This is a genomic window from Flavobacterium sp. AC267 (assembly GCF_979258715.1).
The window spans coordinates 943,095-957,386 of sequence record NZ_OZ409875.1; the positions used below are offsets into that span (position 1 = coordinate 943,095).

Annotated in this window: 11 protein-coding genes and 3 pseudogenes; 7 read left to right on the forward strand and 7 right to left on the reverse strand. The window is 33.2% G+C overall.

Annotation, left to right across the window (positions count from 1 at the left end):
• Positions 1-330: 330 nt before the first annotated feature.
• The 3 genes and pseudogenes from ACZZ95_RS04995 to ACZZ95_RS05005 all read right to left on the reverse strand — a co-directional run.
• Positions 331-2,392: pseudogene (locus tag ACZZ95_RS04995) on the reverse strand (M13 family metallopeptidase).
• 170 nt (positions 2,393-2,562) lie between these two features.
• Positions 2,563-3,417 carry a M13-type metalloendopeptidase gene (locus tag ACZZ95_RS05000; protein WP_463471626.1) on the reverse strand — a complete coding sequence of 285 codons (855 nt, stop codon included), beginning with the start codon at positions 3,415-3,417 and terminating at the stop codon, positions 2,563-2,565.
• Positions 3,409-4,624, reverse strand: a pseudogene (locus ACZZ95_RS05005) (M13 family metallopeptidase); the annotation flags it as partial. The pseudogene ACZZ95_RS05005 and the gene ACZZ95_RS05000, both read right to left, overlap by 9 nt.
• Before the next feature lie 226 nt (positions 4,625-4,850).
• On the opposite strand from ACZZ95_RS05005, the gene ACZZ95_RS05010 reads away from it, so the two are divergent.
• The 5 genes and pseudogenes from ACZZ95_RS05010 (at position 4,851) to ACZZ95_RS05030 (ending at position 9,148) form a co-directional block, all read left to right on the forward strand.
• Positions 4,851-5,516, forward strand: coding sequence for an SCO family protein (locus ACZZ95_RS05010; RefSeq protein ID WP_463468248.1), 666 nt, complete (start codon positions 4,851-4,853; stop codon positions 5,514-5,516).
• Positions 5,517-5,619: 103 nt separating this feature from the next.
• The gene (locus ACZZ95_RS05015; RefSeq protein ID WP_463468249.1) at positions 5,620-5,859 is read left to right on the forward strand and encodes a FeoA family protein; all 240 of its coding nucleotides are present in this window, start codon (positions 5,620-5,622) and stop codon (positions 5,857-5,859) included.
• Positions 5,859-7,958: pseudogene (gene feoB, locus ACZZ95_RS05020) on the forward strand (ferrous iron transport protein B). Before ACZZ95_RS05015 ends, feoB begins: the two are co-directional and overlap by 1 nt.
• Before the next feature lie 699 nt (positions 7,959-8,657).
• A complete protein-coding gene (locus tag ACZZ95_RS05025) occupies positions 8,658-8,831 on the forward strand; it encodes a hypothetical protein (RefSeq protein WP_463468250.1) in 174 nt (57 codons plus the stop codon).
• 131 nt (positions 8,832-8,962) lie between these two features.
• The gene (locus ACZZ95_RS05030) at positions 8,963-9,148 is read left to right on the forward strand and encodes a hypothetical protein (RefSeq protein WP_463468251.1); all 186 of its coding nucleotides are present in this window, start codon (positions 8,963-8,965) and stop codon (positions 9,146-9,148) included.
• Between the two features lie 198 nt (positions 9,149-9,346).
• Here the strand turns inward: ACZZ95_RS05030 and ACZZ95_RS05035 are convergent, their stop codons facing one another.
• The 4 genes from ACZZ95_RS05035 to ACZZ95_RS05050 all read right to left on the reverse strand — a co-directional run bounded on the left by ACZZ95_RS05035 (position 9,347) and on the right by ACZZ95_RS05050 (position 12,680).
• Positions 9,347-9,943 carry a hypothetical protein gene (locus ACZZ95_RS05035; RefSeq protein ID WP_463468252.1) on the reverse strand — a complete coding sequence of 199 codons (597 nt, stop codon included), beginning with the start codon at positions 9,941-9,943 and terminating at the stop codon, positions 9,347-9,349.
• A gap of 105 nt (positions 9,944-10,048) precedes the next feature.
• The gene (locus tag ACZZ95_RS05040; RefSeq protein ID WP_463468253.1) at positions 10,049-10,702 is read right to left on the reverse strand and encodes an HD domain-containing protein; all 654 of its coding nucleotides are present in this window, start codon (positions 10,700-10,702) and stop codon (positions 10,049-10,051) included.
• Between the two features lie 193 nt (positions 10,703-10,895).
• Complete coding sequence (locus ACZZ95_RS05045) at positions 10,896-11,888, reverse strand: acyl-ACP desaturase (protein ID WP_463468254.1); 993 nt, start codon at positions 11,886-11,888, stop codon at positions 10,896-10,898.
• Positions 11,889-11,933: 45 nt separating this feature from the next.
• The gene (locus ACZZ95_RS05050; RefSeq protein ID WP_463468255.1) at positions 11,934-12,680 is read right to left on the reverse strand and encodes a lysophospholipid acyltransferase family protein; all 747 of its coding nucleotides are present in this window, start codon (positions 12,678-12,680) and stop codon (positions 11,934-11,936) included.
• A gap of 288 nt (positions 12,681-12,968) precedes the next feature.
• Between ACZZ95_RS05050 and rnpA the strand changes: the two genes are divergently transcribed.
• Positions 12,969-13,370, forward strand: coding sequence for a ribonuclease P protein component (gene rnpA / locus ACZZ95_RS05055; RefSeq protein WP_463468256.1), 402 nt, complete (start codon positions 12,969-12,971; stop codon positions 13,368-13,370).
• Positions 13,371-13,447: 77 nt separating this feature from the next.
• Positions 13,448-14,290: a DUF4349 domain-containing protein gene (locus ACZZ95_RS05060; RefSeq protein ID WP_463468257.1), complete on the forward strand. Its 843-nt coding sequence runs from the start codon at positions 13,448-13,450 to the stop codon at positions 14,288-14,290.
• The last annotated feature ends 2 nt before the right edge of the window (positions 14,291-14,292 follow it).

Below are 14,292 nucleotides of genomic sequence, written 5' to 3' on the forward strand. Positions count from 1 at the left end.
CGGCGCCAATGCAGCCGCCGTTTTCTATTTTATATATTTGTTCCATAGGAACATTTCATCGGTAGAAAATTTATAATGTTTTCATTTTTTTACGTTCCATAGGAACGTTTGACATTCTCATTTTTTTTCAATAATCAAATATATCAAACGTTCCTACGGAACGTAAACGAGACTGGTAACTATTTTTTTTCTACCGATGAAACATTCCTACGGAATGATAAAAAGATAAAGAAAATGAAAAACTAAAGTTTTCATTCAAAAACAAGATAATTATAAAAAATGGGCTGTCTCAAATTGAGACAGCCCCATTTTAATATCACAGAATCTAAATTACCAGATTTTAACTCTCTTTTCTGGTTCTAAATACATAGGTTCTCCTTTTTTAATTCCAAATACCTCATAAAAAGAATCTAAGTTTTTAATTGGCACCACAGCTCTATACATTCCTGGAGAATGCGGATCTGTTTTAACTTGACTTTTGATCGCTTCGTCACGAGATTTTGTTCTCCAAACTGTAGCCCATGAGATAAAAAATCGTTGCTCCGGAGTAAATCCATCGATCAAACCTGGATTTCCATTCTTTTTCAAATACAATTGCAAACCATCATAAGCGACATTAATACCGCCCAAATCTCCAATATTTTCACCTAAAGTAAACTTACCATCAACAAAAATCCCAGGAAGCGGTTCTAATGCACTGTATTGTGCCGCTAATTCACCACCAAGAACTGTAAATTGTTTTAAATCTTCTGGCGTCCACCAGTCCACTAAGTTTCCGTCAGCATTGTAACGTGCTCCTGAATCATCAAAACCATGAGAGATTTCGTGACCAATTACTGCTCCAATTCCGCCATAATTAACTGCTTCGTCCGCTTGATAATTATAGAAAGGCGACTGTAAAATTGCCGCAGGGAATACAATTTCGTTATAAGAAGGGTTGAAATAAGCATTAACTGTCTGCGGAGACATTCCCCACTCTGTTTTATCAACTGGTTTTCCCAATTTTGCTAAGGCTTCAGCATAAGACCATTTTGATAAATTTTTCATATTATCAAAATAAGTACCGCCTTCATTGACGTTTTTAAGTTCTAGTTTTGAATAATCTTTCCATTTATCAGGATATCCAATCTTAACCGTCAATTTGTTTAGTTTCTCAATGGCTTTTACTTTCGTCTCTTTTGACATCCAAGGCAAGGCATTGATTCTGTTTTCATAAGCCAGCATTACATTAGCAATCATGTCTTTCGCTTTTGCTTTTGCTTCAGCAGGAAATAATTTTTCTACATATAGTTTTCCTAAAGCTTCTCCAGTTGCTCCGTTGATTACCTGCAAAGCTACTTCTTCGCGCGGACGCTGTTTTAAAGCTCCAGTTAATGTTTTTCCGTAGAAATCAAAATTGGCATTTTCAATCTCTGTACTTAAAGTTGAAGCAGATCTGTTTAATAATGACCATTTCAAATACTCTTTCCAAGCCTCTACTTTCTTTTCCGTAAAAGTTTTTTCCAAAGCGATCATGTAACGGGGCTGTGCCACATTTACAGTATCTAATTTTGCCATTCCGATTCCTGTGAAATATTTTTCCCATTGAATAGAAGGCGTATTTTTTTTCAAATCTGCAACAGCAGTTGGATTGTATTGTTTTCTTCTGTCTCTTCTCTCCACACGGTCCAATCTTGGCGCAGACATTTCAACTTCTAAAGCCAAAATTTGTTTTGCGCTTTCCTTTGCTTTTGCAGGAGATTCACCAATGTATTGCAAGCATTCTGGCAACGTGATCTTCGTATTTTTCACGTTTTTCTTTAGAATCTTTATCATCAGCGTTGTAATAATCTTTATCAGATAAACCTAAACTTCCTGGACCAAGGTTAACGGTGCTTTTGTTACTATTTTTAGCATCAGCACCAACGTAAACTCCAAAGAAACCAGAGCCGCCCACAAGTCGCATTTCGGTTATATAATTTTGAAGATCTGCAACATTTTTAATGGCATCGATTTTCTTTAAATAAGGTTGAAGCGGTGTAATACCTCTTTTATTTCTTCCAACAGTATCCAAAATAGTATTGAATAAAGCAATTGCCTTACCTTGATCTGTATTTGATTTATATTTTGGATCTTTCGATGTCGCTTTTAAAATAGCAAGGGCATCGGTATCGGTCTTCTGGCGCAGTTCGTTAAAACTCCCCCAAGAATTACGATCACTTGGGATCTCTGTTTTATCTAACCAGGCACCGTTTACGTAACGGAAAAAATCCTGACTTGCACTAATTTTAGGATCCATGTTCGAAACATTAATTCCTGGTTCCTTTGGCTTTGCATTTTGCGCCTGTACTGCTGTTAATGAAAACATTGCAGAAACTACACAAAACATAGGTTTGGAAAGCTTTTTTATCATTTTTATTTAACGTTTTAGTATAATTACAAACATATTGTTATTATTTTGAATAATATGTTAAAATTTCCGAATAATTAATTGTAGGAATATAATTTAATTTGCCGGCGCTTTAAATCCATAAAAAAACGGCACTTAATTAAGCGCCGTTTTTTCATTCTATAATTATTCTATTACCAGATTTTAACTCGTTTTTCTGGTTCAACATACATTTTATCGCCTTTCTTGATGTCAAAAGCTTTGTAGAAAGCATCAACATTTTGAATTGGCACATACGCACGGTACATTCCCGGCGAGTGTGGATCTGTTTTTACTTGATTTTTAATCGCTTCGTCTCTTGTTTTTGTTCTCCAAACGGTAGCCCAAGAAATAAAGAAACGTTGTTCTGGTGTAAATCCGTCAATTAATCCTGGATTACCATTTTCTTTTAAATACAATTGTAAACCATCATAAGCCGCATTGATTCCGCCTAAATCTCCAATGTTTTCACCTAAAGTAAAATTACCATCAACGTGAACTCCAGGCAATGGCTCAAGAGCACTGTATTGATTGGCTAAATCTGTACCTAAAACTGTAAATTGTTTCAAATCTTCTTCTGTCCACCAGTCAACTAAATTTCCATCAGCATTATAGCGTGCACCAGAATCATCAAATCCATGAGAAATTTCATGTCCGATTACTGCACCAATTCCACCATAATTAACCGCTTCGTCAGCTTGGTAATTGTAAAATGGCGACTGTAAAATTGTCGCTGGAAATACAATTTCGTTATAAGACGGATTATAATATGCATTTACCGTTTGAGGAGACATTCCCCATTCTGTTTTATCAACTGGTTTACTTAATTTATCAATACTTTTTTTAAAGCCCCATTTTGATAAATTTTTCATGTTATCAAAGTAAGTTCCACCTTCAGAAACACTCTTCATTGTTAAAGCAGAATAGTCTTTCCATTTATCAGGATATCCGATTTTGATCGTGATTTTGTTTAATTTTTCAACCGCTTTCACTTTTGTTTCAGGAGACATCCATGTCAAAGAATTGATTCTATTTTTATAAGCTAAAATCACATTTTGGATCATTTTCTGCGCTTTCTCTTTTGCTTCAGCAGGAAATAATTTCTCTACATACAATTTACCTAAAGCCTCACCAACTGTACTATTTACTATATTAAGCGCTCTCTCTTCAGCTGGAAGTTGTTTGATAGCTCCTCTTAAAGTTTTGCTGTAAAAGTCAAAACGGGCATCATCAAGTGCTGTAGATAATTGTCCAGAAGCACCGTTTAGTAAATCCCATTTCAAATATTCTTTCCACACTCCTACTTTGTTTTCAGTAAAAACAGTTTGTAGCGCCTTCATATATTTTGGTTCGCTCACAATTACTGAATCTAATTTCGTAATTCCTAAACCAGAGAAATATTCATTCCATTTAATTGCCGGTGTCAGTTTTTGAATATCAGCAACAGTCATTGGGTTGTATTGCAAACGGCTGTCTCTTTGTTCAACTCTGTTTAATCTCGGTCGCGATAATTCTGTTTCCAAAGCTAAAATTTCGGCGACGACTTTGCTTTGCTTTTTCTGGAGATTCTCCAATAAACTGAAGCATTCTTGCTACATGCAATTCGTATTTTGCACGTTTTTCTTTAGAATCTTTATCATCAGAAATATAATAATCCTTGTCTGGAAGTCCAAGTCCGCTTGGAGCAAGATTTACGGAATTTTTAGAACTGTTTTTATCATCAGCTCCAACGTAGATACCGAAAAATCCAGAACCGCCTTCTTTTTCCATTTCCACCAAATATTTCTGTAAATCGGCAACATTTTTAATGGCATCGATTTTTTTCAGATAAGGTTTTAGTGGTTCGATTCCTTTTTTATCTCTTCCAATTGTATCTAAGTAGGTGTTAAATAAATTAACTGCTTTTCCCTGATCTGTATTTGATTTGTATTTTGGGTTTTTCGACGCGTCTTTTAAAACCGTCATTACATCTTTGTCAGTTCTTTTGATCAGCTCATTAAAACTTCCCCATGTTGTACGGTCGCTCGGGATTTCTGTTTTTTCAAGCCAAGTTCCGTTTACAAATTTAAAGAAGTCCTGACTTGGGCTGATTTTCTTATCCATGTAAGATACATTGATACCCGGTTCTTTAGAAGCTGTCTCTTGTGCTTGAACTGCAGTCATTGAAAACATTACAGATAATACACCAAACACAGGTTTAGCAAATTGTTTTTTCATAAAAGTTTATAGTTTAGTGGAAAATACAAACATATTGTTATTATTTTAAAAATTATGTTAAAATCCTAACTGCAAAATCAAAAACAAGCATTAATTTCACAGCTAGCAATTTAAAACTTTTTCATTAGTATGCATCTTTATGATAAATGTTACAAAAGCCTGTTAAAAAATATTGTAGTAAAGTTTTTAAAACCTCCTTTTTGTACTTTTGCGCCAAATTATTTTTATGAAATCGCTTTTATATAAATACCGCAAATTCTTTATTGTTTTAATAGTGTTTTCGGTTGTTACGATATCTTTGTTTTATTCGGCATTAAAACCTAAAAAGACACTGCCAATTTATAATCCAGCCGATGTAAATCCTGAGTTAGTTGACAGTACGGTTCAATATAAAAGCAAATACCACACAATTGCCGATTTTTCATTTGTAAACCAAAATGGCGATACGATTACGCAGAAAAATTACGAAGGAAAAATCTATGTTGCCGATTTCTTTTTTACAACTTGCGGTTCGATCTGTCCGAAAATGTCAACGAATCTTGTAGATGTTCAAAAGGCTGTTTTGAACAATCCGAAAGTTATGTCGCTTTCTCATACGGTTTTTCCAGAAGTGGACAGCGTTTCTGTTTTAAAAACTTATGCAATTAAATACGGTGTTGTAGACAGCAAGTGGAATTTGGTTACCGGCGATAAAAAAGACATTTACAAAATGGCCAGAAAATCCTATTTGGCAGTAAAGCTTGGACGCCCAGATCAATTGTACGATATGGTTCATACCGAGAATTTTGTTTTGGTTGATCAAAAAAGACGTGTTAGAGGTTTTTATGACGGAACAAACAAAGAAGACATCAAACGTCTTTTAGAAGATATTGATTTCCTCTCAAAAGAGTAAAAAGCCTTATTTTTAGAAACATTTAGCATTTGAGCAAGTGTTAAATGCCTTGAAATAAAGAATAATTGTCTACTTTTGCAATCTAAATTCAATCTAAATAAGCTTGCAAAATACAATCCACACTCTGAAAAAAGGCGAGAAAGCCATTATCAAAGATTTTGATATCGATCTTATTCCACTTAAATTATTAGAAATGGGTTGTCTTCCTGGCGACTTAGTTGAATTACTGCAGATTGCCCCTTTTGGAGATCCTTTATATTTGGATATTAACGGTTCGCATGTCGCGATTCGTATTGAAACCGCTCGTGAAATTGAAGTTGAACTTATCAAAAACAATTTGTAATGAGTGTTCAAAATATAAATGTTGCCCTTATTGGGAATCCAAATACTGGAAAAACTTCAGTTTTCAATCAATTAACGGGTCTTAACCAGCAGGTTGGTAATTATCCCGGAATTACGGTTGAGAAAAAAATGGGGTTCTGCAAATTGACTCATAATATAAAAGCTAACATTCTAGATTTACCAGGAACGTATAGTTTGAATGCCAGTTCGATGGACGAAAGCGTGGTTATTGAACTTTTATTAAACAAAAACGACAAATTATATCCTGATGTTGCGGTTGTTGTAACAGATGTTGAAAATCTGAAAAGAAATTTACTGATTTACACACAGATCAAAGACCTTGAAATTCCAACGATTTTGGTTATCAATATGTCTGATCGTATGGAAAGAAAAGGAATTACCTTAGACATTCCGTATTTAGAAGAAAAACTAAAAACCAAAATTGCTTTGGTAAGTTCGCGCAAAGGTTTAGGAATTGAGGAATTGAAAGAACTAATTGTTTCTTATAAAACCCTGCCGAACGAACCGTGTTTAAATGCTTCTGTAATTGATCCTGAATATTTTCAAAAATTACAGCATGCTTTTCCGAATCAATTAATGTACAAATTGTGGCTGGTAATTACACAGGATGTTAATTTTTCGAATTTAGACCGAAATGAAGTTCAAGCACTTTTACCAAATCACATTCAGAATTAAAGCGTTTACAACAAAAAGAAACCATTAAAAGATATCAATTTATAAATGATGTTTTAAAAGGAGGTTTAAAAGTTGACGCTTCGATGGCCAAAGATATCCGAGCTAAACTGGACCGCGTTTTAACGCATAAAGTTTGGGGTTATGTCATTTTCTTTGCTATTTTATTTTTGATTTTCCAATCTATTTTCAGCTGGTCGACAATTCCGATGGATTTTATTGACAGCACTTTTGCTTCGTTAAGCGACTGGGTTGCCGCAGAACTGCCAAGCGGTATTTTGACTGATTTACTTTCGCAGGGAATTATTCCGGGAATTGGCGGTGTTATTATTTTCATTCCGCAGATTGCCTTCTTGTTCTTGTTTATTTCTATTTTGGAAGAAAGCGGTTATATGAGCCGTGTGGTATTTTTAATGGACAAAATAATGCGCAAATTCGGACTTTCTGGAAAAAGTGTTGTGCCTTTAATTTCGGGAACTGCTTGTGCGATTCCAGCGATTATGGCTACGCGAAATATCGAAAACTGGAAAGAACGCCTTATTACGATCTTAGTAACGCCTTTCACGACTTGCTCTGCCAGATTACCTGTTTATGCTATTATTATTTCATTAGTTATTCCGAGTAAACGTGTTTTTGGTTTTCTAAATATTCAGGGATTAACTTTAATGCTTTTATATGTTTTAGGCTTTTTTGCAAGCAATTTTATCAGCCTATATTTTGAACAAAGTTTTAAAGTTGGAATCAAAAACGTATTTCGTAGTTGAAATGCCTAGCTATAAAATGCCGCTTTTTAAAAATGTTGGAATCAATGTTGTAGAGAAAACGAAAGCTTTTATTGTTGGCGCGGGTAAAATCATCTTGGCGATATCGGTCATTTTATGGTTTTTAGCTTCGTACGGACCTGGAAAAGATTTTAATGAAGCAGAATCTATTGTAAAAGAAAGATTTGCCAATAAAGCTATAGACGAGACTCAGTTTGAAAATGAAGTTGCTTCTCAAAAACTGGAGAATTCATATATCGGATTAATGGGTAGAGCAATCGAACCTGCCATTGCGCCTTTGGGTTACGATTGGAAAATCGGAATTGCATTAATCAGTTCATTTGTCGCACGTGAAGTTTTTGTGGGAACTCTTGCAACTATTTACAGTGTTGGTGACACAGACAACGAATCGACTATAAAAAGCAAAATGGCGGCAGAAATTCGTCCAGAAACAGGAAAAAAAGTATTTGATTTTCCTACTGGAATTTCATTATTACTGTTTTATGCTTTTGCGATGCAGTGCGCCAGTACATTAGCAATTACTAAAAAAGAAACCAATTCGTGGAAATGGCCTGCAATGCAGTTAGTCTTCATGAGTGCATTAGCCTATTTTACTGCACTAATTGCGTATCAACTCTTAAAATAAAAAATCATGATCCAGCAAATTATAGCTTTCACCATATTAGGATTAGCCGTTGCTTTTTTGATCAAAAAGTACTTTTTTAAATCTAAAAAGAAAAAGGACTGTGGGAATGGAACTGATTGTGGATGTTCGTAGTTTAGTTTCTAAGGCACTGAGATTCTAAGGTGCTGAGATTTAAAAAGTAATTTCGCAGAGATTCACAAAATAAAAAACATAAAGCTTCGCAGAGATATTTTAATTTCTTTGCGAAGCTTTTTTTGTATTGAGAATATATTCTTTTGAATAAAAATGTCTTTTTATGATACTTTAATAACTTTTCCGTCAGGTTTATAAATGCTGTACTCGATAATTTTGATGCTTTAAATCCATCAATATGAATACTGAAAAGAGAGAAATTGTAAGAGACAATAGAGTTGCTCGATTATTATGGTTTGCATTGGGATTTTTATGCGCTGTAATAATTACTTGTTTTTAATTTTTGCAAAAAACCAATTCAATCAACTTTAACTGATTAACTGTAAACTGAGACTGAAAAATATTTAATTACCTCCCATTCTGCATAGAACTGAGCTCGAAAAGCTTCCATAAACTTATGGCCTCAGCAAGATTTGTCTTTTAATGATATTAAAAAAACCTTATTGGGATTTATCTTTTAAAAATTTAGAATATTTTTATTCTAGAATAAACTATAAACATAAAACAATGACAGAAGACAAATTTTGGGAAATTATTGAACTTTCATGGTCAGATTCACCTAAGCAAAACAAATTAAGATTAGATTGTTTAAAAAGTAATGACATCGAAACACTTGAAAAATTAAGCGACGAACTTGAAAGCTCAATTCTTGAAAATTACAATAAAAGGCTTTTGAACTAAATGAAGGAGATCTGACCAAATTCATTCACATTTTAGAAGAAAGACTTTTCAACATAGATCGAGAAGAAATATATGAGTATACAGATGGCTCTGATGATGGCTTTTTATACTCCCGTTGCTTTATACTTGGAATGGGACGAGAATATTATAATATGATCGATAAAACCCCTTCAAAAGCTACATTTGATATCGATGGTGAAAGCTTTGGATTTTCTGCTTATAATGTTTTTGAGGAAAAATTTGGAGAAGAATTTGATCGTTATTCAATACATTGTATAGAAAGCGGTTCAAATGAGAATGGCTGGTCAACGGAATAGTTATTCCTGCCTAGTTAAGATAAGATTTAGTATTTGACAATAAAAAAACTTCACAGAGATTAAAATTCTTTGTGAAGCTTTGTGTTTTCTTGGCGAATCGTTGCGGAATATAATTTTACAGATACACATAGTAAAAGGACAAAGCTTCACGAAGATTTAAATTTCTTTGTGAAGCTTTGCCTTTTGGGATGTCATCGCTTACCATAAAACAACCAATGCAGAACTAAATCCGCAATTTGCGATTTCAACAGAACCCACTTTTATTGGGATATTTTCCGCTTCATTTTTCCAGGTTATTGTATACTTTCCTAAGCCGAATCCGGGTACTTCAATGTATTCTTTTGCATTTACAATAAAATATTCCCCACCATTTATGTTTACTGAAAGTGGAATATTATTCGAATTAAGTATCTCAATATTACTTGTCTTATCAGAAATTATTATACCCTCTCTTTCAACAACGTTACCTTTTAAAGCTAATTCGCTCGAAAATTTTCCATTTCTATTATCTTTACATTCCTTTTCGACGAACCAGTAGTATTTCTCAATATCTAAATTATCAAAAATTACTTTTCCATCATTGTCAGAAGTTAAAATGCCCAGAGGATTTGACTTACTTTCAAAATCTTCTTTAGTCGAAAATAAAGTTACTTTAGCATCTTTGATATTATTTCCTACTTCATCTTTAATTGTTAATTCTAAAGTCGCTTTCGCTATTTCGTTATTATCATTATCACAAGAACTAAATAGGAATGATTGAAAAATAAAAACTACTATTAAAAACGATTTTTTCATATGCTCTTTTTGTCAAATATAGTATTTTTTGACTTTTCGTAAGAAAAAAGCACCATAATTTTTGATGTTATAAAAGAATAATCTTTGCAAATACCAGACCTATAATTATTTAATTCCCTCCCACTCCGCATAAAACTGCCCTAGAAATAATTCCATAAAACGATGTCTTTCGGCGACGATTTCTTTTCCTTTTTGGGTATTCATTTTATCTTTTAAAAGCAAAAGCTTTTCGTAAAAATGATTTATTGTTGGAGCATTATTCTTCTTATACTCCTCTTTCGTCATGTTTGTTATGGGCTCGATTGCTGGGTCGTACAATGTTCTGTTCTTAAATCCTCCATAATTGAACGCTCTTGCTACTCCAATCGCCCCTATTGCATCTAAACGATCCGCATCTTGTACGATATCCAATTCTACTGAAGAGAATTTCTTTTCAAAATTTCCTCCTTTATAAGAGATATTTTCAATGATACTGACTACATGAAGAATTATGTCTTCTGAAACATTTTCTGTCTCTAAAAACGCTCGTGCTGTCTTTGGCCCGATAGTTTCATCTCCGTTATGAAATTTACTGTCGGCAATATCATGAAGCAAAGCTCCCAATTGAACCACTGTAAGATCACAAACGGTATCTTTTGCGATTAAAAGTGCGTTTTTATAAACGCGTTCGATATGAAACCAATCGTGTCCGCCTTCAGCATCATTTAATTTTTCTTTTACAAAAGTGATCGTTTTGTTTATTAGTTCAGAAGTATTCATGAATTATTAGTATTTGAATTTTCTCGCAGATCATGCAGATTATACGAAAGGTTTTATATTAAATAAAAAATGTTGATTGTTAGAGTTTTGAAATCTAACAATCAACAAATATATTTTCAATGTCAATTTCTAAAATCAATTAAATAATTGAAATTACAATATCATTTTAAATCAGAAATCAACAATCTAAAATCTACAATCTAGCTGGTTCAACCCATTTAAAGATGTGTGATTCTTGCGGAATTACAATTCTCTCAGAGATTCTCGCCATACGCGCTGGTAATTTCATTAAGTAATCACGCGCTTTTTCTGCTTCGTCAGTCAAATTGGTAATTTTATCAACTTCCCATTTAATGATTAATTTCTGCATAATATCAACATAATCATTTGCTGTGTAAACACCAATACGCTGTGCTGAATCTGAAAATTGTTCAAACGCAGTACTGATTTTTTGACCGGATTCTCTCAAGAAGTGAGCCGGCATAACGATTTTCTGCTTCATCATATATTGAAAAGCCAGCATCATTTCGCTTGGATCAACTTGAAAAATTCTAGTTACAAATTCGCTATATGCATGGTGGTGACGCATTTCGTCACCAGCAATCATTTTACACATTTTAGATAACTTATTATCGCCAAATTTCTTTGCAATCTGCGCTACTCTGTTATGAGAAACATAAGTTGCTAATTCCTGAAAACTAGTGTATACAAAGTTTTTGTATGGGTCAGTTCCAGTTCCAATATCAAAACCGTCGTTGATTAAATGCTGTGTAGTCATTTCGATTTCACGCATGTTCACACGACCAGACAAATACAAGTATTTATTTAAAAGATCTCCGTGGCGGTTTTCTTCTCCAGTCCATTGACGGATCCATTTCGACCAACCGTTTCCACCATTTTCTATTTGGTCAATACCTTCTACATCCATTAACCATGACTCATATGTAGGCAAAGCTTCTTCGGTAATGGTATCACCAACAAGCGTAACCCAGAAATCGTATGGTAATTCTTTAGCAATTTCGCGTAATTCTTTTACCTCTTCGAAGAAATTTTCTCCTTCAGAATTTGGTAAAAAATCAGACGGTCGCCAAATTTTTTCCACTGGAATTAAATACTGTTCAACGAAGCTATCCACGTTTTTTTCCAAAAACTGCATTACTTCTAATCTAATGTTTTTTATAGACATTACTTATTATAGATTTGGGTTGTACGTTTTAGCTCGGACTAAAACTTAAACCTGTTTATACTCATTTATACCTTCTTTAACTGCTTCTTCTGTCAATTTCATTAACTCGGCAAAATCATGATCCTTTACCGCCATAGCTTTATGAGCAGTAAAAGTCAAATGATTTCCTAAGCCTACCGGAAACATTCCAAAACGAACCATTTTCCATGAATTGTTAATACTAACTGGCACCACATACGCTGATGGCGCATATTTGCATAGAATTTTTAAACCGCTTTGTGCAAATTCTTTTGGTTTTCCTGTCTTGTCACGAGTTCCTTCTGGGAAAATTACAGCAGATCTTATATTCTTTTCTATATATTCAGACAAGCCTTTGATTACTGGAATCGCTTGTTTAGGGTCTTTTCGGTCGATTAGCACAGATCCTCCGTGGCGTAAATTAAATGACACACTTGGGATACCGCTTCCTAACTCCTTCTTACTTACAAATTTACAATGAAAACGTCTAAAGTACCAAATCATAGCAACGATATCGTACATACTTTGGTGATTAGCCACAAAAATAATAGGAACTCCAGTTGGAATTGTGTCAACTCCTCTAACTGTATACGTAGTTCCAACCAAATTGGTACACTTTAAAAGAAAGAAATTTAAATAATCAACACTTTTTTTGTGCGCCTGATAACCAAAAAGATTAAGGCAAATCCATTGTATTGGGTGAAAAACTGCCAAACAAAATCCAAAACACAAATAATAAATTACAGAGATTGGATATGAAATTATCTTTTGCATGCTTGAAAAATTTAAGGCCAAAAGTAATAAATATATTTTTAGCCCTATAAAAATTATATAACTACCAATATATAAGGCGTTTAAAAGAAAAAAATTAATAAAAAAACCTTCAAATTTGTACGAATTATAAGGGCATTAAAAAATCAATATTACAAAAATAGGCTATACTTAGCGATTTCTATTATACAAATGACTAAATTGATTTCATAAAACCCATTACGGAATATTTAAACAGCAAATAAAAAAATTACCTTTGCTTTTTATATTGCAAATATTTTCTGAATTTAAATGAACTTCACTTACCCTAAAAACGAGCGTTTAAAAAGCAAAACAACGATTGGCTTACTTTTTTCTGACGGAAAATCGGTTTCTAAATATCCGCTTCGTTTGGTTTACCGTCAAGCGGAAGAAAATTCAGAAGAACTAACAAAAATCGGCGTTTCGGTTTCAAAAAAATACTTTAAAAAAGCAGTTGATCGAAATTACTTTAAGAGAGTTCTAAGAGAAACGTATCGTTTAAACAAGCATTTACTTTTAGACAATCTCGATGGAGCGTATTCTATTATGCTTTTTTATCAGACTAAAGACAAATTATCATACGCAGAAATCAATACTAAAATGATTCAGTTGTTTGAGAAATTTGCGACTCAAATAAACAAATCAAATGATTCTGAAAATACAATTGAATAATAGGTTTTAAAATTGTAAGATTTTTAATCTAATTACATGAAAAAAATCGTAGTTTTAGCGCTCTAAATTTAAATTTTATGCGTCACATTTTATTTTTTTATCTTTTAATCTTTTTAATTCTTTCTGGATGTAGTAAAGCTTCTGAATCGCAGAATAAAGCCATCGCTATTAGCGCGCCGAAATTACCTCCGCCAGATGAATCAGATTCTTATGACAGAAATCCACCACCACCTCCACCACCACCTCGATCAAATGAAGAAAAAATTGAGCAAAAAATCATAAAGGAAGCTACTTTAAGATTTGAAACAGATAATCTTGAAACTACTTTTAATCAAATTCAAAAAGCAATTTCAGATAACCGAGGAAATATTTTAAATGATTATGAAGGAAAAAGTGACGGAACTGTTTTTAGGAATCTTACTATAAAAGTACCAAGTCAGAATTTTGACCGTTTTATTACTGATGTTTCTAAAGGTGTTTCTTATTTTGAAACTAAAAATATATCTGCCGAAGATGTTACGGAGCAATTTATTGATCTGACTTCAAGATTAAAAACAAAGAAAAAACTCGAAGAACGCTATCTCGAAATCTTAAAAAAAGCAAACAAAGTAAGTGAGATTTTAGAGATTGAAGAACAAATTTCGACAATTCGCGAAGAGATCGAAGCCAAAGAAGGTCAGTTGAAATATTTGGAAAACCGAGTTTCTGAAAGTGCAATTAGAATTGAATTTTACAAAACAATTACCAAAAAAGAAGGCGTTAAAATATCGTATGGTTCAAAACTGTGGACGGCAATTAAATCTGGATTTTTCAGTTTATCCGACTTTTTAATTTCATTTTTAAGCATTTGGCCATTTATTATTATATTTAGCGTATTAATTTATTTTATTAGAAAAAGATTAAAAAGAAAAAAAGAATAATC

Bases quoted from the DNA above. Each gene is read 5' to 3' on its own strand.
- ACZZ95_RS05035 (WP_463468252.1), bottom strand. From the start codon at position 9,943: ATGAAAAAATCGTTTTTAATAGTAGTTTTTATTTTTCAATCATTCCTA.
- ACZZ95_RS05025 (WP_463468250.1), top strand. From the start codon at position 8,658: ATGACAGAAGACAAATTTTGGGAAATTATTGAACTTTCATGGTCAGAT.
- ACZZ95_RS05040 (WP_463468253.1), bottom strand. From the start codon at position 10,702: ATGAATACTTCTGAACTAATAAACAAAACGATCACTTTTGTAAAAGAA.
- ACZZ95_RS05010 (WP_463468248.1), top strand. From the start codon at position 4,851: ATGAAATCGCTTTTATATAAATACCGCAAATTCTTTATTGTTTTAATA.
- ACZZ95_RS05050 (WP_463468255.1), bottom strand. From the start codon at position 12,680: ATGCAAAAGATAATTTCATATCCAATCTCTGTAATTTATTATTTGTGT.
- ACZZ95_RS05030 (WP_463468251.1), top strand. From the start codon at position 8,963: ATGGGACGAGAATATTATAATATGATCGATAAAACCCCTTCAAAAGCT.
- rnpA (WP_463468256.1), top strand. From the start codon at position 12,969: ATGAACTTCACTTACCCTAAAAACGAGCGTTTAAAAAGCAAAACAACG.
- ACZZ95_RS05000 (WP_463471626.1), bottom strand. From the start codon at position 3,417: ATGTCTCCTGAAACAAAAGTGAAAGCGGTTGAAAAATTAAACAAAATC.
- ACZZ95_RS05045 (WP_463468254.1), bottom strand. From the start codon at position 11,888: ATGTCTATAAAAAACATTAGATTAGAAGTAATGCAGTTTTTGGAAAAA.
- ACZZ95_RS05060 (WP_463468257.1), top strand. From the start codon at position 13,448: ATGCGTCACATTTTATTTTTTTATCTTTTAATCTTTTTAATTCTTTCT.